At 59.0% G+C, this 19,183-nt stretch carries 20 protein-coding genes and 1 pseudogene; 13 read left to right on the top strand and 8 right to left on the bottom strand.

Annotated features, from left to right (window positions below):
- The first annotated feature begins 29 nt into the window (after positions 1–29).
- The 6 genes from ACTJKE_RS22530 (at position 30) to ACTJKE_RS22555 (ending at position 6,023) form a co-directional block, all read left to right on the top strand.
- On the top strand, positions 30–563 hold the full coding sequence (locus ACTJKE_RS22530; protein WP_440692489.1) for a L,D-transpeptidase: 534 nt from the start codon (positions 30–32) through the stop codon (positions 561–563).
- 19 nt (positions 564–582) lie between these two features.
- Positions 583–2,037 (top strand): CpaF family protein, encoded by a 1,455-nt coding sequence (locus ACTJKE_RS22535; protein ID WP_440692490.1) that lies wholly within the window; start codon positions 583–585, stop codon positions 2,035–2,037.
- The gene (locus tag ACTJKE_RS22540; protein ID WP_440692491.1) at positions 2,034–2,987 is read left to right on the top strand and encodes a type II secretion system F family protein; all 954 of its coding nucleotides are present in this window, start codon (positions 2,034–2,036) and stop codon (positions 2,985–2,987) included. Before ACTJKE_RS22535 ends, ACTJKE_RS22540 begins: the two co-directional genes overlap by 4 nt.
- 7 nt (positions 2,988–2,994) lie before the next feature.
- Complete coding sequence (locus tag ACTJKE_RS22545) at positions 2,995–3,939, top strand: type II secretion system F family protein (RefSeq protein ID WP_440692493.1); 945 nt, start codon at positions 2,995–2,997, stop codon at positions 3,937–3,939.
- A 16-nt stretch (positions 3,940–3,955) separates the two neighbouring features.
- Positions 3,956–5,260 (top strand): AAA family ATPase, encoded by a 1,305-nt coding sequence (locus tag ACTJKE_RS22550; protein WP_440692494.1) that lies wholly within the window; start codon positions 3,956–3,958, stop codon positions 5,258–5,260.
- 280 nt (positions 5,261–5,540) lie between these two features.
- Positions 5,541–6,023 carry a hypothetical protein gene (locus tag ACTJKE_RS22555; protein ID WP_440692498.1) on the top strand — a complete coding sequence of 161 codons (483 nt, stop codon included), beginning with the start codon at positions 5,541–5,543 and terminating at the stop codon, positions 6,021–6,023.
- A 204-nt stretch (positions 6,024–6,227) separates the two neighbouring features.
- Here the strand turns inward: ACTJKE_RS22555 and ACTJKE_RS22560 are convergent, their stop codons facing one another.
- Positions 6,228–6,746, bottom strand: a complete 519-nt coding sequence (locus ACTJKE_RS22560) for a tetratricopeptide repeat protein (RefSeq protein WP_440692500.1) — start codon at positions 6,744–6,746, stop codon at positions 6,228–6,230.
- 299 nt (positions 6,747–7,045) lie between these two features.
- Between ACTJKE_RS22560 and ACTJKE_RS22565 the strand changes: the two genes are divergently transcribed.
- Both ACTJKE_RS22565 and ACTJKE_RS22570 read left to right on the top strand, forming a co-directional pair.
- A complete protein-coding gene (locus tag ACTJKE_RS22565; protein WP_440692502.1) occupies positions 7,046–7,558 on the top strand; it encodes a hypothetical protein in 513 nt (170 codons plus the stop codon).
- A gap of 239 nt (positions 7,559–7,797) precedes the next feature.
- Complete coding sequence (locus tag ACTJKE_RS22570; RefSeq protein ID WP_110879535.1) at positions 7,798–8,250, top strand: DUF2721 domain-containing protein; 453 nt, start codon at positions 7,798–7,800, stop codon at positions 8,248–8,250.
- A gap of 454 nt (positions 8,251–8,704) precedes the next feature.
- Here ACTJKE_RS22570 and ACTJKE_RS22575 read toward each other — a convergent pair whose 3' ends face one another.
- Positions 8,705–8,959, bottom strand: coding sequence for a hypothetical protein (locus ACTJKE_RS22575; protein WP_440692504.1), 255 nt, complete (start codon positions 8,957–8,959; stop codon positions 8,705–8,707).
- Between the two features lie 456 nt (positions 8,960–9,415).
- On the opposite strand from ACTJKE_RS22575, the gene ACTJKE_RS22580 reads away from it, so the two are divergent.
- A complete protein-coding gene (locus tag ACTJKE_RS22580) occupies positions 9,416–10,201 on the top strand; it encodes a phosphatase PAP2 family protein (RefSeq protein ID WP_440692543.1) in 786 nt (261 codons plus the stop codon).
- On the opposite strand, the pseudogene ACTJKE_RS22585 reads toward ACTJKE_RS22580, so the two are convergent.
- The 3 genes and pseudogenes from ACTJKE_RS22585 to ACTJKE_RS22595 form a co-directional block, all read right to left on the bottom strand.
- Positions 10,202–10,335: pseudogene (locus ACTJKE_RS22585) on the bottom strand (glycine betaine ABC transporter substrate-binding protein); the annotation flags it as partial. It lies immediately after the preceding gene.
- A gap of 99 nt (positions 10,336–10,434) precedes the next feature.
- Positions 10,435–11,817 carry a class I SAM-dependent methyltransferase gene (locus tag ACTJKE_RS22590; RefSeq protein WP_440692506.1) on the bottom strand — a complete coding sequence of 461 codons (1,383 nt, stop codon included), beginning with the start codon at positions 11,815–11,817 and terminating at the stop codon, positions 10,435–10,437.
- Entirely contained in the window at positions 11,814–12,038 is a 225-nt protein-coding gene (locus tag ACTJKE_RS22595; RefSeq protein WP_440692508.1) for a hypothetical protein, read from the bottom strand. Before ACTJKE_RS22595 ends, ACTJKE_RS22590 begins: the two co-directional genes overlap by 4 nt.
- Before the next feature lie 52 nt (positions 12,039–12,090).
- Between ACTJKE_RS22595 and ACTJKE_RS22600 the strand changes: the two genes are divergently transcribed.
- Positions 12,091–13,692: a hypothetical protein gene (locus ACTJKE_RS22600; protein WP_440692510.1), complete on the top strand. Its 1,602-nt coding sequence runs from the start codon at positions 12,091–12,093 to the stop codon at positions 13,690–13,692.
- Between the two features lie 328 nt (positions 13,693–14,020).
- A complete protein-coding gene (locus ACTJKE_RS22605) occupies positions 14,021–14,713 on the top strand; it encodes an alpha/beta fold hydrolase (RefSeq protein ID WP_440692545.1) in 693 nt (230 codons plus the stop codon).
- Between the two features lie 94 nt (positions 14,714–14,807).
- Here the strand turns inward: ACTJKE_RS22605 and ACTJKE_RS22610 are convergent, their stop codons facing one another.
- The 3 genes from ACTJKE_RS22610 to alr are packed head-to-tail and all read right to left on the bottom strand — an operon-like array spanning position 14,808 to position 17,633.
- On the bottom strand, positions 14,808–15,185 hold the full coding sequence (locus tag ACTJKE_RS22610; RefSeq protein ID WP_113476363.1) for a RidA family protein: 378 nt from the start codon (positions 15,183–15,185) through the stop codon (positions 14,808–14,810).
- Between the two features lie 36 nt (positions 15,186–15,221).
- A complete protein-coding gene (locus tag ACTJKE_RS22615; RefSeq protein ID WP_058327545.1) occupies positions 15,222–16,472 on the bottom strand; it encodes a D-amino acid dehydrogenase in 1,251 nt (416 codons plus the stop codon).
- Between the two features lie 27 nt (positions 16,473–16,499).
- Positions 16,500–17,633, bottom strand: coding sequence for an alanine racemase (gene alr, locus ACTJKE_RS22620; protein ID WP_058327544.1), 1,134 nt, complete (start codon positions 17,631–17,633; stop codon positions 16,500–16,502).
- A gap of 126 nt (positions 17,634–17,759) precedes the next feature.
- Between alr and ACTJKE_RS22625 the strand changes: the two genes are divergently transcribed.
- Complete coding sequence (locus tag ACTJKE_RS22625) at positions 17,760–18,236, top strand: Lrp/AsnC family transcriptional regulator (protein ID WP_113513946.1); 477 nt, start codon at positions 17,760–17,762, stop codon at positions 18,234–18,236.
- Positions 18,237–18,321: 85 nt separating this feature from the next.
- On the top strand, positions 18,322–19,161 hold the full coding sequence (locus tag ACTJKE_RS22630) for an inositol monophosphatase family protein (protein WP_058321397.1): 840 nt from the start codon (positions 18,322–18,324) through the stop codon (positions 19,159–19,161).
- Positions 19,162–19,183 lie beyond the last annotated feature (22 nt).

Raw genomic sequence — 19,183 nt, forward strand, 5'->3', positions numbered from 1 at the left:
GAGGCGGCGGGGCCAATGGCTGCCGATGGATGCCGGTTGCATTATTTCTAGGGGCGTTGGTGATTGCGCCGCCGGCTGCGATGGCCGGCGGGACGGTGCCGCGGAGTCTCGGGCCAAAAACGAGCACGGTCGTATCGATCGGGAAGGCCCACCCGGCCGGTACGATCGTCGTCGCCAGCCAGGCAAGGACGCTTGATCTCGTGATCTCACGCAATCGTGCGATCCGCTATCGGATCGGCGTCGGCCGCGACGGCTTCCGTTGGAGCGGCGTGGTGGAGGTTGGGCGGAAGGCCGAGTGGCCCGACTGGCGGCCGCCGGCCGAGATGAAGGCGCGCGCACCAGAGCTGCCGGAGCTGGTGCCTCCCGGTCCATTCAATCCCCTCGGCGCACGGGGCATCTATCTCTACCGGGGGAAAGCCGACACACTTTACCGCATCCACGGAACAAATGAGCAGTCGACGGTCGGGCAATTCGCCTCGTCCGGCTGTTTCCGCATGAGCAATGCCGACATCATCGATCTCTACGAGCGGGTGAGGGTCGGAGCAACGGTGATCGTCGAATAGTCGAACAAGGTGGGAAGCGATGGCAACCGGGTTCATTGGACGTTTCTACAAGCAGCAGCCGGATGAGGAGAACGTTCGGGAGGCTCCTGAGCCTGGCTCGATGCCCGTGGCCGAGGCCGCGTCCATACCCAGTCCGGAGGCAGCCGGCGCTGCGGCAAGTGCCAGGCCGGAAGAGTCACTCGGGCTCGACATGGTGGCCGAACGGGTCAATCTGCATCGCTACCTGCTCGATCGCATCAACCTCGGCATTCTCGACACCATGGACGATGAGGAAATCGCCACCGAGATCAGGCCGCTCGTCAAGGATTACATCCGGCGCAACAATTTCCCGCTCAATGCCAAGGAAATCAGCGACCTGATCCGCGACATCACCGACGAGATGCTCGGACTCGGGCCGATCGAGCCGTTACTTGCCGATGACTCGATCGCCGATATCCTGATCAACGGTTACAACAGCGTCTATGTCGAACGGCGTGGCAAGCTTGAAAGTACGGCGGTGCGCTTCAAGGACGAAGATCACCTGCTCCGCGTGATCAACAAGATCGTCTCTGCCGTCGGACGACGTGTGGACGAGTCGACACCGCTCGTCGATGCTCGGTTGAAGGATGGATCGCGCGTGAACGTCGCCATCCGGCCGATCTCGGTCGACGGGCCGCTCGTCTCGATCCGCAAGTTCACGCGCAAGCCGTTGACGCTGGAGCGCCTGGTCGAGAATGGCGCCATGGCGAACGCGATGCGAATTCTGTTGAGCGCTGCGGTCAAAGGCCGGGTGTCGATGGTCGTCTCAGGCGGCACAGGCTCGGGCAAGACGACCCTGCTCAACGCCCTGTCGTCGCAGATTTCGACCAAGGAGCGCCTGATCACCATCGAAGACGCGGCCGAATTGCAGCTGCAGCAACCGCATGTCGGACGGCTGGAAACCAGGCCGCCGACGCTCGATGGACGTAACGAAGTGCGCCAGCGCGAGCTCCTGAAGAATGCGCTGCGCATGCGACCCGATCGCATCATCGTCGGCGAAGTGCGCGGCGAAGAGGCGTTCGACATGTTGCAGGCGATGAACACCGGCCACGAAGGTTCGATGACGACCATTCACGCCAACACACCGCGCGATGCCGTCGGTCGGCTCGAGCAGATGGTCGGCATGGCGGGCATGCCCATGTCGCAGCTCAGCATCCGCTCGCAGATCGCCTCGGCAATCACCATCATTGTTCAGGTCCAGCGCATGAGCGACGGCAGCCGCAAAGTTGTTTCGATTTCCGAGATCACTGGCATGGAGGGCGAGGTCGTGCAGATGCAGGAGATCATGCGGTTCAGGCGAACCGCTACCGACGAGAACGGCCGCATCCACGGCGAATTTCGGGCAACCGGCCTTCGACCACGCTTCGTCGAGGAGTTCGCGGAGCTTGGGATCATGATTCCAGCGGCGATCTTCGATCCGGGAAAACCATTGCAAACGGGGGTGATTGAACCATGACCTTGCTGCTCCTCTACGCTGCGGTTTTCGTCGCTGCGCTGGTTTCCGTCGAGGCGCTGTTGCGCAGCTACTTCCGCAAATACGAGCGGCAACGCGCCGTCAATCATCGGCTAAGCTTGCTCGATGCGAGCGAGGACCACCTCAAGACTTACCGTACGATGCTGAAGGAGCGCGGCGCCGACGACGCGTGGCGATCCATGCCGCTGGCCCAGCGCGCCCGGCAATTCTATGTTCAATCAGGTGTCAAGTTCGACGCGCAGCGTTTTGCATTCTACGGGATCGCCGGCGCGGTGCTGGCCTGGTTGGTCGTTCAATTCCTCGTTCCGAGCACTCTGGTTCGGATCCCCGTCTTCCTGCTACTCTGCCTTCTCGTCCCCGCCATCGTCGTGTGGTGCATTCGGGCCAATCGGATTCGCAAATTTACCCTCAAGCTTCCGGAGGCACTCGACGTTGCCAATCGCAGCCTATCTGCGGGTCATCCGCTGCCGGCCGCCATTTCCCTTGTCGCGCGCGAAATGCCCGATCCGGTCGGAACGGAATTTGGTCTGCTCTCGGATGAGTTGACCTATGGCACCACCTTGGATGACGCCCTGGTCAATCTCAGTCACCGCGTGGGTGCGGAAGACTTGAACCTGCTGGCAATCGCCTTGAGCGTCCAGGCGGGTACGGGCGGTAATCTGGTCGAAATTCTTCAAAATCTCTCGAAGACCTTGCGTGATCGCACGATGCTGAAAGCCAAGGTAAAATCGATTTCGTCGGAAGGGCGTATCACCGCGATTTTCATGTCGGTCTACCCGTTCCTTCTATACGCGATGATCAAGACGCTTGCGCCGACTTACTTCGATCCCGTCTGGGCAAGTGGCCACGGCACGACCATCGTCGCTGTGATCGTTGCGGTCATGACGGTCGGCAACATCATTCTCTACAAGATGGTCAACTTCGAATACTGAGGCCGCTATGGGCGAGTACGGAATCTATATCGTCGTCTTCTTCGCGGTTATGATATGCGCTGGTGTTATTTCGGAGCTGGTGTTACGTCGACGCGCGGTTGGCGTCCGGTTGTCGGAGACGACCGCAAAGGCAGGTGGCGATGACCTTCAACTCGGCGATAGCACGCTCGCAGACCTCGGCGAGGCGGAAAACCGCCTGATCCGCCGCTACTTCGAAATCACCCGACGCGACCAAAATGCCAACTCCACACAGAACCGGCTGATCCGAGCGGGATACTTCGGAGCCAGAGCGGTTACCGTTTTTCAGGTGGTACGTGCGCTCCTTTGCGGCGTGGTCATGGTTGCGGCGGCCTGGGCTTTGGATCGATTCGCTCCGCAGATGTCCAGGCTTGCGATCCTGCTCGTCGCGATGATGGCGACGGGCGCCACTTTCGTGCTGGTGAACATCTACATCGACCGGCGCGGTGACGCCAAGGAGCGGGAGTATCGGCGGCTGTTCCCCGACTTCATGGACATGCTGACCGTGTGCCTTGACGCGGGCATGAGCATCGAGGCGGCAGCGAACCGCGTCGCGCGGGAGTTCGTCCAGAAACGTCAGGATTTTGGTTTGCATTTGTCGATCATGATGCTGGAAGTGCGCGGCGGCCGCCGTTTGCGCGAAGCCCTGACCAATCTTGCGACGCGCTTGCGGATCGATGAAGCGCGCGCGCTTGCCGTGCTCTTCCGTCAGTCGGAGGAGCTTGGAACGAGCGTTACCCTGACGCTGCGTGTCTACAGCAAGGAGATGCGTGATCTCAGGATCGTGCGGGCCGAGGAGAAGGCCAATGCCCTGCCGATCAAGATGCTGCTGCCGCTCGGTGCCTTTCTGTTTCCCGTCAGTCTCATCATCGTGCTCGTCCCCATCGTCCTTCGCGTTCTCAGCGTCCTCGCCGGCTTGAAGCCCGGTGGCTAGATAAGAGTGAGGCCCCATGCAATATTCGCCCAGCCAGGACCGAGAGGACTTTGCACCTGCGCTCGACCCACGAATGCCAGTGGTGCCGTTGAGCATCGAAGAGACCGGACTGGAATTGTCCTTCCTGTTACGGCTTGCCGCGAAATGTGCAACCGAGCAGGACACGGTTACAGCTTCGCATCTTTCCGACCGGATGAAGCTTTCGAAGGTGCTGACGAACCTACTCATCAAGGAATTGGTGAAGCTGTCCTGTCTCGAAGCCCGCGGATTGGCGGGGGACGACGTCAAGTCCGACATCCGCTATGCCCTTTCGGCAAAGGGGCTGGAATATGCGCAGGTGGCCCAGCGGCAGTCGGAGTATATCGGTCCGGCTCCGGTGTCACTCGACGCCTTCTGTCGCCAGATCGGCGTGCAGTCGATCCATCATGAACGCGTCACTTCCGAGCGGCTTGTCCGAAGCCTGGACGGGCTGGTATTGTCGCCGGCATTGGTCGAGAAACTGGGACCGGCAGTCAATTCCGGCCGTTCCATCCTTTTCTATGGTCCGCCGGGCAACGGTAAGACTAGCATTGCTGAGCGGACCTCCGAGCTTTTCATCCAGACGATCTGGGTGCCCTACGCCATCGAGGTGGGTGGCTTCGTCATCAGTTTCTATGACGAGGCGGCGCATCAGGCCGTGCGAGAGCCGACAGCTAAACCGCATCCGAAGGCCGATCAACGGTGGGTGGAATGCCGGCGGCCGGTCATCAAGACCGGTGGCGAACTCACCCTCGAGTTGCTTGACCTGACCCACAACCCGGGATCCAACGTCTATGAAGCGCCGGTGCACCTGAAGGCCTCGGGTGGGGTCTTCATCATCGATGATTTCGGGCGCCAGCAGGACCGGCCGCAAGCGCTCATCAATCGCTGGATCGTGCCGCTCGAGCGTGGCTACGACTTTCTAACATTGCATACCGGCAAGAAGTTCAAGGTGCCCTTCGACGAGCTCGTCGTCTTTTCAACCAACATTCCACCCCGGGAACTTTCCGATGAAGCCGGCTTGCGCCGCCTCAAGTATAAGATATATGTGAATAACCCATCACGGGATGAATATGTTCGAATCTTCGGGTCCTATGCCCGCGCGGTCGCGATAGACTTGGCGCTCAATGATTTGCACGTTTTCTATGAACGGAAGTACCGAGGGGATACGCTGGCGTCCTGTTACCATCCCAAATACCTTCTGGATTTCATCTCCTCCTATTGCGAGTTCAACGACCTGCCGAAGGTCGCGTCCCTGGAGATGCTTGAGCGGGCCTGGGGAGGGGTGTTTACATTGGATTGAGGCGGGAGACTGAGCCGTTCCCGGCAAGGGCAGTCTTGTTAAGAAGTATCTGAAATACTGGTGCAGGCTGGCTACCGGCGCAAAGTGCGGAACATTTAAAGCGAGTGCGGTCCATTTGGATCACGCGGGGTTCGGGGATCGGTAAAGTCGGGGCCGCGGGCCGGTTTGGTGACGGAGGAAATCGATGACGCATATTTCGGATGTCGATGTCGAAATCGAGCCCGACGTCGAATTGCGGCGCAGAGAGCACGGTGCGAAGGCGCCAAGCCGTTCGAGAAGCATGCCGATCCTCGCGTTGGGACTCATGCTGCTGCCGCTCAACGCTGGAATTTTGCTTTACACCGCAAAGAATGCCGCGGACGTCCGCGAAAGCCGAGCAACCCTTTCTGCCCTCAAACGCTCGATCGACGGCCTGAAGCAGCAGATCAGCAGGCAGGCCGTGCACATTGCCAGCGGGGCCAAGGCCGATGATATAGCGGCCGTTCGCAAATCCGTTGAGGAGTTGCAGAAGGATGTCGCCGACCTCGATGACCGCATGACCCCAAGCATGTTCGCATCCAGCGGCAGCATGATCATCAGCGCACCCGGGAAAGAAGTGACCCAGCGCCTGTCACCATCACCCTACTCGGTTTCCGCTCCGCAATCCGCTGTTGATGATGTCCTTGCCGCAGCCGATCCCCAAGGCGGTTCCATCGCCAACTTGCCGCGCTACGAGCGAACTGTCTCGGCGGATGGCAAGCTCGTTCTAAGAAAGGTGCGCTAGATTGAGCCCCCTTGGCGCGGGTTCTCGCCTGTAACTTCTTCGATGAGCCGTCGAAGAAGCAATATTTATCTCAATAGCCCAGCATCCTTCACTCGCAGAAGTATTTGCCGGTGCGTTCGTCCTCAGCAGAAACTCACGTGAGTGCGCTCACGCCTTGGCGGCTTGGCCTGGCGCCGATGGATCTGAGCGAGTGGCGACAGCCAGTTACCGCTGCGCGTATTTGACGCTGTTCTTCATCAACTCGAGATTCCTCGCCGTAGTCTCGTTAGAGGGGTCGATCTCATATGCTTTCAGGAAGTAGGTTCGCGCCCCAGGCAGGTCACCGCGCAGCAGGTGGGAATAGCCGATATTGTTGTAGTAGACGGCTGTGCCGCCGATCATCTTGGACAACTGCGCATAGGCGCGATCGGAAGTATCAAACCGGCCGATCATGTCAGAAGAAGCCGCAAAGCCCAGCCATGCCGCAGGATCTCGTGGAAAGACATCGACCGCCCGTTTGTAGATCGCGTAGGACTTTCCGTAGTTCTTCTCCTGGAACTGGAGCTTGCCCGTAGTCACCAGTTCATCGTCTTTGTAGAAGGCAACTGACGAATCATCGTTGAGAGTTTTCGCGCTGTCGCCGAAGGCGGCGACATCGTCGAGTGCATCCGATTGGCACCCGGCCAGCAACAGCACCCCTGCGAGCACCGCAACACCGCCTATTTTGGTCCGAGACATTTCCATTACGTTCCCCCAATTGCGGGCATCCTAGCCTCGCCTAGAAATGAGCTCACCGGAAATCTTCCGGAAAAATAACTAATAAAGATAGAATTGAAACTGGAGTCGCAATAATGAGACACATGCCGGCCGTATTTGCCTCCGCAATTCCGCCTTGCAGACCTGATATTTTCACGCGCTGGAGCGTGCAGACGCGCCGAGGAGGAAGGGGTCCGTCAGGCAAATCGCGTAAGCCTCGATTAAGCATCATCTTATATTGTCGTCTGACGCGATCCAGATTGGGGCCGGGACTGAAGGAATAGACGATGCGCGCCTTAGTTTTGACCATCATTCGCCTTGGGCCTTGCGGAGCCTACATTGCGGCGGCCATCTCCCTTCTCAGCGTCGCTCTACTTAGCAGCGCTCCGTCCAGCCCTTTCGCGTGGGCCGTGTACACAACTATGCTGCCGACGACGCGCATGCTCATACTCGCGCTGGTAACCGCTTCCGATATGATCTTCTGGGGCGCGACCGTGGCGCTCCTTGTCGCCGCCGCGGCTGGCGGCTATCTGGCGGTTAGACCGGAGCGATACTTGCGGCTGCGCTTCGTTCATGCGCACGTCGCGCTCATCGCTACTGGGCTCGCTGTGTTCCAGATATCGCAAAACCGCGCTGGACTCGCCAGTATTTCGTTTTCGCAACTTCCGCCAGTTGACTGGTCACTCGTCGACGGCTCGTCTGCGGCGTTCGCCCTGTTCGTTCTGATACTCTTGGCCTGCGTTAGCGCTCATGCGGCTCTTATCAATAGCATCCGGTTCGCTCGTCATAGCACCAAATGAATGACGAGCCTGCCGAGGATGTCTGCTAACGAGAGGTCACGGACTTCCTATCCGGGGTTAAGGATCTCGCTTCACGCATTGACGCGATGTTATGCAATCAAGCAGGCTACTCTCGGGAAGAAGTTGCGGAAAGTCGTCTGAGCTGCCGCCGGAAAATTGTCTATTTTTGCGGCTGTAGGTTGATCGATGCTACTCACATCAAGGCGAATACTCTCGCGCCGAAGTTATTAAGAGCACGCATGGAGCCACCAGCAATCGTCAACGACTTGGCCTCGATCATCCAGACGTCCCTGGCGCCTGTCTTCCTGCTCGCCGGTACAGCCGGTTTTGTCAATGTCTATGCGACACGTCTCGGCAGGGTCTCGGATCGGGTTAACGAGGTGGGGGAAAAGGACGGGGACGATGAGGCGCGGCGCATGCAACTGGACTATCTGCGCCGGCGGACGTTTGCCCTGGAGATAGCGGTTGTCTTGGGAACCTTGGCTGCGATCTGTACAGGCTGCGCGATCCTTAACCTGCTTGCCGGCGCGCTCGCGTTCGGCTTTCGTGAGGAAAACCTGTTCTGGTTCTTCGGCGGTGCGATCGTCTCGCTCATCGTCTCGCTCGTGGCGTTCCTGTTTGAGATGCTCATCGCGGGTCGGAATATGCTGCGCCAGATGCGGATGGATCAGTCGGCCGCCGGGCGCGATTGAACTTCGCGACACGACGGAGATAAAGCTGGCAAGACCGACGACAAATTGAGGATGGTTCGCGACGCATTCAAGCGGCTCCGTTTTAAGGTGCAAATTCTCTGGTCGCATCAAACATCCGGAAACACGCTCGGCAACCCAGTCTGTATGGGCGAGGTAGAGGCGCTAGGCCGTTAGTTTGAAGGTTCTGGGTCTTGAGACCGGCAATCGGCGGTTGACTAAATATTAGAAACTGCGATTGAATGCCGGCAAGGGACATGACGGTTTTGCTCGATGACGATGCTTCTTTCCTCGTTCGGTAGGGCTGTCGCTGACTATCGGGTAGGCAATACGATCCTCTTGGCGTACGCCGCGGCTATGGCGAGCCTGATTTGGTATCTTGATGTCGATCCGCATTATCAAACAGCAGCCCTCTATGTGAACTGGTCGTTTTCGGCAGTTTCGAGCATGCGTCGCTCTACATGCTGTGGACGCTCAAGATGCTAGCACGAAGGGAAGAGCACCCGACGGCGGCACTGAAGGCGCACTGCATGGCCCTCAGCGGCTTTTTGACGAACTCATAGGAAAGTGCCGCCATGGCGATTGGCGGGATGGCGACGGCGAGAAGCGAGGAGGGAGGGCGAAGGTCGTATCTGATGCGGGACATCGGATAGTGCCACAGGTAGATGCTGTAAGAGATAATTTCGATGTAGACACGAGGGTTATATTGCATCGATGCTCCCCAAGCTCAGTGGATCTGTGTGCCCGTTTACATCTAACACACAGATCCGCTGACGGCTGCTTTGCGCATTAGAATTACATTGCAAACGTTGCACTGGTTATGCGACTCCTTTATACGAATAGGAGAGATGGATTGGCTGGCGTAGGAATTTCTTGAGCGATTATGTTTAACTCTCAGGCGATAGTGAGCGCGTTGATTGTCGGTGCGCGCCGAGATGCTGCAGTCGTATTGTTGCCGATTGCTTATTTACTTCTCGCATTTCCCGTCCTTGACATGGCGCCCAGCACCTGGATTTGGTACTTCTTTGTTTCCCTGATGGGCCTAGTCTCGATAACGGCATTATTTGCGACCGGCGTGCGGGGCGCCTACCATGTTCTGGTCAACCGCGTGGATCGGCCGATTACCGCGATCATCCACGACATGCGCGGCGTATCATTATCAACCGCCATGTCCTACTTGCCCGTTGCCGTCGCACAAGTGATCCTTACAAGCGTATTTTGGCAGTGGAAAACTCGTTTGCCTGCGTTCTCCTGGGACCAGACGTTGAGCGATCTTGATCGAACACTTCACTTTGGCTGGCATCCATGGCAGTGGCTTCAGCCAATCTTGGGCTATTGGCCGGTAACATTCCTACTCAGCTTGAACTACAGTATCTGGTTCATGGTGATGTGGACGTTTTGGATGGCCTTTGCATTCAGCGAACGGCCTCAACGCATTCAGTTCCTTGTCACTTTTTCGCTGCTATGGATCATTCTCGGTAGCGTCCTGGCAACCGCGTTCTCATCCGCCGGTCCATGTTTTTTCGGCAATCTCGGCCTTGGGAACAACCCGTATGCCGATCTGATGTCCTATCTCAAAGCTGCCCACCAAAACGCGCCGATCCTTGCTCTCAACGTTCAAAGCCTGCTCTGGCGGGGGTACGCAGGTTCAGGCGCAGAGATCGGCATTTCTGCCATGCCTAGCCTTCACAACGCGACGGCGCTCTTAATGGTTCTGGCCTCAAGAAGCTTTCACCCCGCCATACGAGGGGTGCTCAAGGTCCATTTTGTTCTGATTTTTTTGGGTTCGATACACCTGGGGTGGCACTATGCCATTGATGCCTACGTCTCCTATGCGGCAACACTCATGATCTGGTTTGGGATTGCTTCGCGGTTCCGATCCCCAACGCCAATGCCGCACGTCGCTTTAGGTGCGCCCGAACCGCTAACCCGACTTGCGGAACCACCTCATTGATCAGGCGGCGTCCTTGGCGAGCCGGACCCCGATCTGGTCGGGATGGTCGGCGATATACTGTCGACGGCCTTCTCGTAGGAGGTCTCGTGGGCATTAAACATCGCCGCCTCGAGATCGCCGATCGGCGGATTCATCCACTTGCGGCGGCCATCGGCGCCGCCACACTATCCGTCGGGTGATGTCGCTAGTGGCGAGGTTACCTGTACCGGCAGCGCGTTTGTACAGTTTGGCCATCAGGGCCTACGGTCAAACCATACAAGCAGACGGCCGTTCTCCGGCAAGTGCTGTGACCTGACAACGCGCGCTCTAGACTTCACCGTCGCAAGGAACACCGCCTCGGTGTAATCGACAAAAATGTCCTCGCGAAGCGCAAGCATCCGCTTGATCATCGCGTCGCTCTTCGATGGAAATTCAATGACGCCAGCCGGAGCCAAGCCGATCAACCAGTCAACTACCTGTGCCAACGGCACATTGCGGCCGACTGCGATGTGGTGGACAAAGGCAAGAGCAACCAAAGCATCGGCGCGAGCACGATCGCCGAACCCCTTTCGTTCTGCTTGCGCCCATCCTTGCGAAGGGCTGGGGTTGGCGGCGTCCATCCAGAGCGGCAGAAACGGTCGACGCCCACGATTGAAGCGATCATAGGCACGGTCCAGTGTGGCGTGATCGAAATCAAATCCAACCACATACCCGGCGCCCGCATCGAGGGCAGCTTCGGAATAATCCCCCGTGTTGCACCCAAGGTCGAACAGCAGGCTCGGTTTCGTCGATCGGACCATGTCTTCCACGAACGCGCGTTTTGCCTGCTTCTCGGCCCCGCTGTAACTCGTCGCCCCCGCATACTCCGCCCATACGGTCTCTTGGCTAGCTGGCCGCATCGCCGCAATGTACCTACGTAACCCCGACAGCATGCCAAAAAGCGCCTGTTTCGGAAGCCGGGCTGTCTTCAGGCGAACGCTCGCGTCGCCGTCCTTTCCGACATGGCGCCGCTGCAATTTTGCCTGCGCGATTACGTGAGCCATGACCGTCCACGAGAGTTTATCGCGGAACGAAAGCAGCGGAGCAAGTTCCTCCGGCGCTATTCCTTCAAGGCTGCCCCTGAACCAATGGTTCGGTGTCAGCCGGAGGCGGCTCCAAAAGAGGAGCGGATTAAGAAACTGCGAGCAGAACTGCCGGTGACCTGCCCAAATCTCGCCCTCGCGGTATTGCCGCAGTGACATGTGATCAATGAAAACGGGTTGGGTGCCAAGAAACTGAACGTTATAGGCAGTCGCGTCGCTGAGGGTAAATCCCTCCTTTAGAGCCTCAATGTGCAGATCCAGATGAAGCAGCGCTGCAGCCCTGTGCATCGCAAAACTCCACTCATATGGATAAGAGATGAAAGGGATAGCTGGGTGTTCGAGCGTGAATGCCGCCCCATCGATATTAGCTGCGACCTCGCGCGCGGGCAACAGCAAGCCCTTCTCCGCCAGGCTTTCATATAGTCCCGCGTCCTTGGCGGCGAGATAGGCTGACGCGCCTTGTTTCATGATTGCCCGGTAAATCGCCCCGTCGCTCATATACACGCGGGCGCCGGGATCGCGGAACGATCCAGGATCAGGAGTGGCGATGGTCATTTGGAAGGGGGCTCGTTATTTTCCGACCTCTGCCCCAAGCGGAACCAAGTCTTCACGCGGTGGAGATAGCTGCGGCCAACGAAGAGCGCTGCTGCGGCGCCGCCGACGATCGCCTGTAGGATAATGCTTCCTGTCCCTGGGTCGAGATAAGCGTGGGCGGGTACGATCGTTGTGATCAGCATTAGCGGAATTAGCACCGCCAAGTGCACAATATTAGCCATCTGCAAGTCTCCCCCTTACAAAAGCAGTTTCTGAACTATAGGTTGTTTAAGCGTGTTTGAAAATAAGCATTTCACGAAGCTTCAGGGACGGTTAATGATGGTTCGGAAAAGACTCGCGGAAGCCGCAACTCCGGCCTTGGCGGGGTTGTCTGTACTGATCGCTTCATTCGGCAATTTTCTCAGTCACAACCACTATCCGCTTCTCACGCGCGAAGCAGGCCTCATTACTGTCGTGATAGTTGGCGTCGCGACTGCGATGTGGCTGGTGTACGCCAGTGCGGAGAAGGTTTCTCGGGGCATACTCCAGGTTCTCCTGGTTTGGCTCGCTCTGGACCTTAATTTCGACGGTCTCGTTGTGCCGGTTGCCACGGCTGCGATCGCCATCGTCTTTAATCGAAAGATGGCACAGTTCGTCGGCATAGCTTCAGTGGCAGCGCTACTGACCGGACTTGTGGGAGCTACCGCTCCGGCCAAAAGAAACGCAGAAGAGCAGAGCAAGCCGGCAGCTTGGACAGGCCTAGCGCCACCCATTCTCGTCCACATCATTTTGGACGAGCATATAGGAATAGAGGGCATTCTGGGCAACGCGGCTGACGACGCCAAGATGAGGAGTGATCTAAAGACCTTCTATCTTAACAATGGTTTCCGCCTGTACGGCGGCGCGTATAGTGAGTATCTACACACGGTGAATGCTATCCCGCATGTCCTGAATTTCGGGGAGAGGCAAGTACGACAGGCGGATGAGCGTAAGGGATCCTCGGTGAAGAAGAATGCCTACTTCGAGAGACTCAGAGCGATGGGCTACAGCATTCACGTTTTCCAGACTGATTACCTTGATTACTGCGGGAGTGAAACTGTGGCTTCCTGTCGGACTAGGCCTGCTACGAAGCTGGGTATCATCGCAGATGCGCTGCCGCTCGAGGACAAAGCTCTCCTCTTGGCCAAGGAGTTTGCAAAACTCGCCCATTTCCCGCGTGTTGGCGCCCGTGTTTTCGATCTCGGAGCGCGCCGAGCCAGAAAATACGGGGTTCCAGTGCCGTTGATCAATCTGGAAACCAGTTTTGCGCCTGTTGCGCTTGGCGCTATAGATACTTTCGACCGAATTTCGAATGAGCTGGCTACAGCCAGCGCCGGTGAAGCCTACTTCGTACATGAACTCCTTCCTCACTACCCATACCTTCTGGACGATCAATGTCACCCCAAGGGATTAACTGACTGGCGGAACCGGCAGCTCGACTACAGTTCGAAGGAAGAGCGTTATCATGCCTATTTCGCGCAGGTTCGCTGCGCCATGACCCAGATCGGGTCAGTCCTTCAGTCTTTGGCGGACAAGGATGCGATCGTGATCGTCCACGGTGATCACGGCTCCCGCATTACTGACGTCGACCCCACGTCCGAAGCGGTCGGCGCTTTTACTGACAAGGACCTTATAGCAGGCTATTCGACCCTCTTTGCGGTGCGCGCAGCGCATATCCCTGGAGGATATCAATCACGTAGCGCCCCGATATATCAGTTGATCGAATCTCTTGCTGCGTCGGCGTTTTCGTCCGTTAGCCTGCCGTCGCTTCACGTGCCGGAGGTCATGCTTGAAGATCGCCGCTGGATGCCGGCGCAGAAGCATCCGCTGCCAGCTTGGTGGCCGGCTGCGGACTGATCAGGGCGTGTTTGCGGGGATCGGAACGCGCTGGCGTCGGGTGCCCTCGGAATTTGTTCAGTTCCTGATCTTTCCATTTTTCGCCACCAGCGATGACAAAGATCTCGCCGGCGCGGATGTCGAAACTCGCGTTGTTGAACACCGATCGTGCAGCCTGTCGCCGCGGGGGCTTCAGCTTTGGTCCTGCCGGTGCTCAGAGGGCGAAGGGCTTCTTCAGGCCGCTCGACGAACACCTTTCCGACCGCAAGCGAAGGCCCTTCCTTGACGACTTGTCTTCTTTCTTCGATACCGTCACTCGACTTGCGCGACGAGGTAGTGAGAAATGGCGATGCTTCTGGTTCCGGGTTTCATGCTCGACGCCGATCTTTGGCGTGACGTGGTTCCCGCGCTGGGCGAATTTTGCCCCGCCACGTACGCTGATCTTTCGCAGGACAGTTCCATACCGGCTCTGGCCCGCCGCGCCCTCGGGGAAGCGCCGTCCAAATTCGTGCTCGTCGGCTTCTCCATGGGCGGCTACGTGGCTCGGGAAATCGTCCGGCAAGCCGCCGACCGGGTAACCGCCCTTATCCTCATCGCAACATCCGCACGCGGCGATAGCAATGTCGAGCTTCAGCGGAAGAAAGCAATCGCTGGACAGACTGGCCGTGCCGTCTTCAAGGGGCTGAGCAGGACGGCTGTGGTCTCGTCGCTGCACCCTGACAATGCCGAGCGGGCAGATATCGTTGCGCGCATCCAGGCGGCAGGGCAGCGATTGGGCGGCGACGTGTTTCGCAGGCAGTCGCTGATCGACCGGCGGGACGAACGGGATGATCTGAAAACGATCCGGTGTCCAACCCTCGTCATCGCGGGAGAGCAGGACCGGTTGAGGTCTCGGGCCGAAGCGCTTGAGCTTCACCAGGGCATCGCCGGCTCAGGTTTCGAAATTATCGAAAACACCGGGCATATGGTTCCCATGGAGGCGCCGCAGCCTCTCGCCAAGGTCATCGCGGAATGGCTTGAACGACAACGCGCCGGAAGCTGACGAACACTTTTGGCGTGGTATCAAGGCACGCCATGCCTGGAGAGGTTGGGCGGTGTTGGCCGCCCATTTGATTGACGTCTCCTACGCGAGGCGCTTAGAGCGCAATGACCGCCTCGATCTCGACCTTTGCACCCTTTGGAAGCGCGCTGACTTCGTAGCAGGCGCGTGCGGGGAACGGCTTGGAGAAGAAGCCGGCATAGACCTTGTTGATTTCGGCGAAGTTGCCGAGGTCGGTCAAAAGGACCGTCGTCTTGACCGTGTTAGCGAGGCTCGTGCCGGCGGCGGCGGCAATGGCGGCAAGGTTCTTGAGGCACTGATCGGCCTGTGCAATCGCGTCATCCGAGTTGAATTCCCCAGTCGCTGGATCGATCGGCAGCTGGCCGGAGACGAACAGCAGATTGCCGACCTTGATCGCCTGCGAGAAGGGACCAACGGCGCCTGGCGCGTCATTCGTGTGGATTTCCTGGATCATGATCTGTTTCCTTGAAAGTGGTTGTACGGAGCCGGCCTAAGCGTAGCGAGCTACTGCGAGATCGGTTGCGTCGATCTCAGGCTTGCGGCCGCTGACGAGATCGGCGATCACTCGGGCCGAACCGGAGCTCATCGTCCAGCCGAGCGTACCGTGACCGGTGTTGAGATAGAGGCCCACGACCCTCGTCGCACCGATGACCGGCGTGCCATCCGGCGTCATCGGGCGAAGGCCCGACCAGAAGCTGGCCCTCGATACATCGCCGCCAGGGAAGAGGTCGGTGACAGAATGCTGCAGTGTGAGGCGGCGGGGCTCGCCGAGATCGTTGGTATAGCCGGAGATTTCGGCCATGCCGCCGACGCGGATGCGATCGCCGAGCCTTGTGATGGCGATCTTGAAGGTCTCGTCCATCACAGTCGATTCCGGCGCGCGCGACGCGTCGGTGATCGGGATCGTCAGCGAATAGCCCTTGACCGGATAGACCGGCAGACGGATGCCGTGTGGCCTGACGAGCAGCGGCGAAAAGCTGCCGAGCGCCACGACCACGGCGTCGGCCTGCAGCGTTCCGTGCGCGGTGACGACGCCGCGCACACGGCCGCCTTCGACGTCGAGGCCGCGGATGATACTGCCGTAGTTGAAGCGCACGCCGAGGTCTTCGGCCTTTTTCGCAAGTGCGTTGCTGAACTTGAAGCAGTCGCCGGTCTCGTCCTTCGGTGTCAGCAGGCCGCCGACGATCTTTTCGCGCACGTGCTTCAGCGCCGGCTCGACCCGGATGCAGCCGTCGCGGTCCAGCACCTCGTAGGGAATGCCGTCGGCGGCGAGCGCCTTGACGTCTTTTCCGGACGCATCGAGCTGCTGCTGTGTGCGGAACAATTGCAGCGTGCCCTGCATCCGCTCGTCATAGGCGATGCCGGTCTCTGTGCGCAGTGTGGCGAGTGAGATGCGGCTGTAGTCGGCGAGGCGCAACATGCGGCTCTTGTTGATGGCGTAGCGCTTGGACGTGCAGTTGGAGAGCATCCTCACCATCCACGACAGCATGGCGGTGTCGACCTTCGGGCGCAGGATCAGAGGTGCATGCTCCATGAACAGCCACTTCATCGCCTTCATCGGAATGCCGGGCGCGGCCCAGGGTGAGCAGTAGCCGAAAGAGACTTCGCCGGCATTGGCAAAGCTCGTCTCCAAGGCGGGGCCGGGCTGACGGTCGATGACCGTCACCTCATGTCCTGCCTTGGCAAGCTGGTAGGCCGAGGTCACGCCGATGATGCCGGCGCCGAGAACGATAACTTTCATGATGTCCTCACGGGAGAAGAGAAGGGGTCAGCGGTATTGCCGCTCGTAGCGCTGGCCGAGGCCGGTCAGGATTTCGTAGGATATGGTACCGGCGTCGCGCGCAATGTCTTCAAGCGCCTGATTGGAGCCGAGCACTTCCACAAGGCTGCCTAGATGCAGGCGACCATCCGGCAAAGCGGAGATGTCGATGGTGATGCTGTCCATCGAAACGCGGCCGACGATCGGCAGGCGAATGCCGTCGCAATAGACCGCGCCCCGGCCGCTCAGGCTGCGCGGCAGGCCATCGGCATAGCCGGCGGCAATGGTGGCAAGGCGGGTTTCTCCCGTGGCAATATGGGTGCCGCTGTAGCCCACGCGCGCGCCGGCAGGCACGGTGCGGGTCTGCACGACAGCCACATCGAGGCGCAGGACGGGTTCCATCGGATTGGGCTGGTTGGCGGTCGGCGCGCCGCCGTAGAGTGCGATGCCGGGGCGGGCAAGTACACCATGATAGGGTCTGCCGAGGAAGATGCCGCCCGAATTTGCGAAGCACAGGTCGAACTCGGGGAATTCAGCCGTGATGCGGTTCATCTCGGCTAGCTGACTTCCGTTCTGCTCGCTCTCGGCTTCGTCGGCCGAGGCGAGGTGGCTCATGATGAACTGGACATCAATGCTACCGCTTGCTGTCAGCAGGCTGGCAACGGCGGCGCGTTCTGCCGGTGGAACGCCGAGGCGCGACATGCCGGTATCGAATTGCAGAGCCGCCGGCAGCTTGCGGCCGAGCGTCTTCGCAGTCTCGTTCCAGCGCTGCAACTGCTCCAGCGAATTGATGACCGGCACGATGCGATGCTCGGCGCAGTCCGTTTCATTGCCGGGCTGGAGACCGTTCAACACGTAGACGGTGGCATCGGCTGCGAGACTTGGCTGCAGGCGCAGGGCTTCAACAAATTGGGCGACGAAGAAGTGACGGCAACCATGTTCGTAAAGCCTGGCGGCGACCCGGTTGGCGCCGAGCCCATAGGCATCCGCCTTGACGACTGCGGCTGCGCGCGCAGGCGCTACCTCAGCCGCCAGCTTTTCATAGTTGCGAGCAATGGCCCCTAGATCGATGGCCAGGTAGCCCGATGCGCCGCCCGTGGCGGTCGCCGTACCTTGCCTTCTTGCCTGTATTGCCCCGTCCATTCCAGCCTCCCCCGTGTTGGCGGGAGATTAGTGAAACGATCGTGAAATTGCCAAGGAAAGAATGATTGATCGTTGCGTAAAATCATGATCATTAAAAGAAACGATGATAAATTGGAATAATCTGCAATGGCCGCACTTGATGCGATAGACCGCAACATTCTTCGCCTGCTTCGTCTCGATGCCCGGCGCAGCAACGCGAGCCTTGCCGCCGAAGTCGGCCTTTCGCCATCGGCCTGCCTCAGGCGCATAAAACTGATGGAGCAGGCCGGAGTTATCCGCGGCTATACTGCGCTGGTAGACACATCGAACGTCGAGGCCACCATCGCCGTGATCATCAACATCACGCTCGATCGTCAGACGGAGGATTACCTCGACCGCTTCGAGGCTGCGATACGCAGGCACCCCGAAATAAAGGAGTGTTTCCTGATGACCGGCGGATCGGATTATCTGTTGCGCGTCGAAGTCGCCAATGCCGGTGAGTTCGAGCGCATTCACAAGGAAATCCTCTCGGCTCTTCCCGGTGTTTCGCGAATACATTCGAGTTTTGCGATCCGTAACGTGCTCGCGACGCGAACCAGTACTAAGCGCCCCATGCGGCCGTAGAGACGACGAGGCGGCGGCGCAGATTCTGCTTGCGCATCGTGCACACGCGTGCAAATGTGCACGCGTGTGCAATGGAGTCCCACTGATGAACGTTCAAAATCCGCGCTATTCGAATGATCTCGCAGGGCGAGCGTCGTTATGTCGGGACGTCATTCGCTCCGCCGGCGAGCTGGTGCTCGCCGGTTTCAAGGAGAGTTTCAGGCGCGGCTTCTCGTTGAAGGGCCCTCAGGACTTTCTGACCGAGACCGATGCTGCGTCCGAGGCTCACATCCGTCAGGCGATTGCGACACACTTCCCGGGCGATGCATTTCTGGGGGAGGAAGGCGGCGGCTTGATCGCCGAGCGCATGTGGGTCGTCGACCCGGTGGATGGCACTGCCAATTTTGCGCGCGGGATTCCGCATTTCTGCATCTCGATCACCTATGTGGAGCGGGGCAGGGCAGAAATCGGCGCCATCTATAATCCCGCTCAGGACGAACTCTATTTTTGTCGAAGGGGGGCTGGAGCGACATTGAACGAAAAACCCATCGGCATCTCGTCGACGGTCGCATTCGATGCGGCCTCCATCGAAATGGGATGGTCACGCCGCGTGCCGGACGAGGCCTACCTCGAAACCATGCGGCGGATGCTCGCCAAAGGAGCCAATGTCCGACGCGGCGCGTCGGGCGCACTTGCGCTTGCCTATGTTGCCGACGGGCGCTCGGACGCCTATGTGGAATTGCATATGAACTCATGGGATTGTCTCGCCGGGCTCCTGCTCGTGGCCGAAGCGGGCGGCGTCGTGTGCCCCTTCATGGAGATCGGCAGCCTTCAGGAGGGAGGGCCGGTGCTTGCGTCGACACCGGCCATCGCCGCTGGTGTGAGCGAGGCTTCGGGCATTCCGGTCAGCGCCCGCGAAATGACGGCTGCGCTTCAATCGGCCTGAAACAACGAGTGGCGGGATCACC

The sequence above is a fragment of the Ensifer sp. 22521 genome (assembly GCF_052044795.1).
In the GTDB taxonomy this organism is placed as follows: Bacteria; Pseudomonadota; Alphaproteobacteria; order Rhizobiales; family Rhizobiaceae; genus Ensifer.

Bases quoted from the DNA above. Each gene is read 5' to 3' on its own strand.
- ACTJKE_RS22530 (WP_440692489.1), top strand. From the start codon at position 30: ATGCCGGTTGCATTATTTCTAGGGGCGTTGGTGATTGCGCCGCCGGCT.
- ACTJKE_RS22535 (WP_440692490.1), top strand. From the start codon at position 583: ATGGCAACCGGGTTCATTGGACGTTTCTACAAGCAGCAGCCGGATGAG.
- ACTJKE_RS22540 (WP_440692491.1), top strand. From the start codon at position 2,034: ATGACCTTGCTGCTCCTCTACGCTGCGGTTTTCGTCGCTGCGCTGGTT.
- ACTJKE_RS22545 (WP_440692493.1), top strand. From the start codon at position 2,995: ATGGGCGAGTACGGAATCTATATCGTCGTCTTCTTCGCGGTTATGATA.
- ACTJKE_RS22550 (WP_440692494.1), top strand. From the start codon at position 3,956: ATGCAATATTCGCCCAGCCAGGACCGAGAGGACTTTGCACCTGCGCTC.
- ACTJKE_RS22555 (WP_440692498.1), top strand. From the start codon at position 5,541: ATGCCGATCCTCGCGTTGGGACTCATGCTGCTGCCGCTCAACGCTGGA.
- ACTJKE_RS22560 (WP_440692500.1), bottom strand. From the start codon at position 6,746: ATGGAAATGTCTCGGACCAAAATAGGCGGTGTTGCGGTGCTCGCAGGG.
- ACTJKE_RS22565 (WP_440692502.1), top strand. From the start codon at position 7,046: ATGCGCGCCTTAGTTTTGACCATCATTCGCCTTGGGCCTTGCGGAGCC.
- ACTJKE_RS22570 (WP_110879535.1), top strand. From the start codon at position 7,798: ATGGAGCCACCAGCAATCGTCAACGACTTGGCCTCGATCATCCAGACG.
- ACTJKE_RS22575 (WP_440692504.1), bottom strand. From the start codon at position 8,959: ATGCAATATAACCCTCGTGTCTACATCGAAATTATCTCTTACAGCATC.
- ACTJKE_RS22580 (WP_440692543.1), top strand. From the start codon at position 9,416: ATGTCCTACTTGCCCGTTGCCGTCGCACAAGTGATCCTTACAAGCGTA.
- ACTJKE_RS22590 (WP_440692506.1), bottom strand. From the start codon at position 11,817: ATGACCATCGCCACTCCTGATCCTGGATCGTTCCGCGATCCCGGCGCC.
- ACTJKE_RS22595 (WP_440692508.1), bottom strand. From the start codon at position 12,038: ATGGCTAATATTGTGCACTTGGCGGTGCTAATTCCGCTAATGCTGATC.
- ACTJKE_RS22605 (WP_440692545.1), top strand. From the start codon at position 14,021: ATGCTTCTGGTTCCGGGTTTCATGCTCGACGCCGATCTTTGGCGTGAC.
- ACTJKE_RS22610 (WP_113476363.1), bottom strand. From the start codon at position 15,185: ATGATCCAGGAAATCCACACGAATGACGCGCCAGGCGCCGTTGGTCCC.
- ACTJKE_RS22615 (WP_058327545.1), bottom strand. From the start codon at position 16,472: ATGAAAGTTATCGTTCTCGGCGCCGGCATCATCGGCGTGACCTCGGCC.
- alr (WP_058327544.1), bottom strand. From the start codon at position 17,633: ATGGACGGGGCAATACAGGCAAGAAGGCAAGGTACGGCGACCGCCACG.
- ACTJKE_RS22625 (WP_113513946.1), top strand. From the start codon at position 17,760: ATGGCCGCACTTGATGCGATAGACCGCAACATTCTTCGCCTGCTTCGT.
- ACTJKE_RS22630 (WP_058321397.1), top strand. From the start codon at position 18,322: ATGAACGTTCAAAATCCGCGCTATTCGAATGATCTCGCAGGGCGAGCG.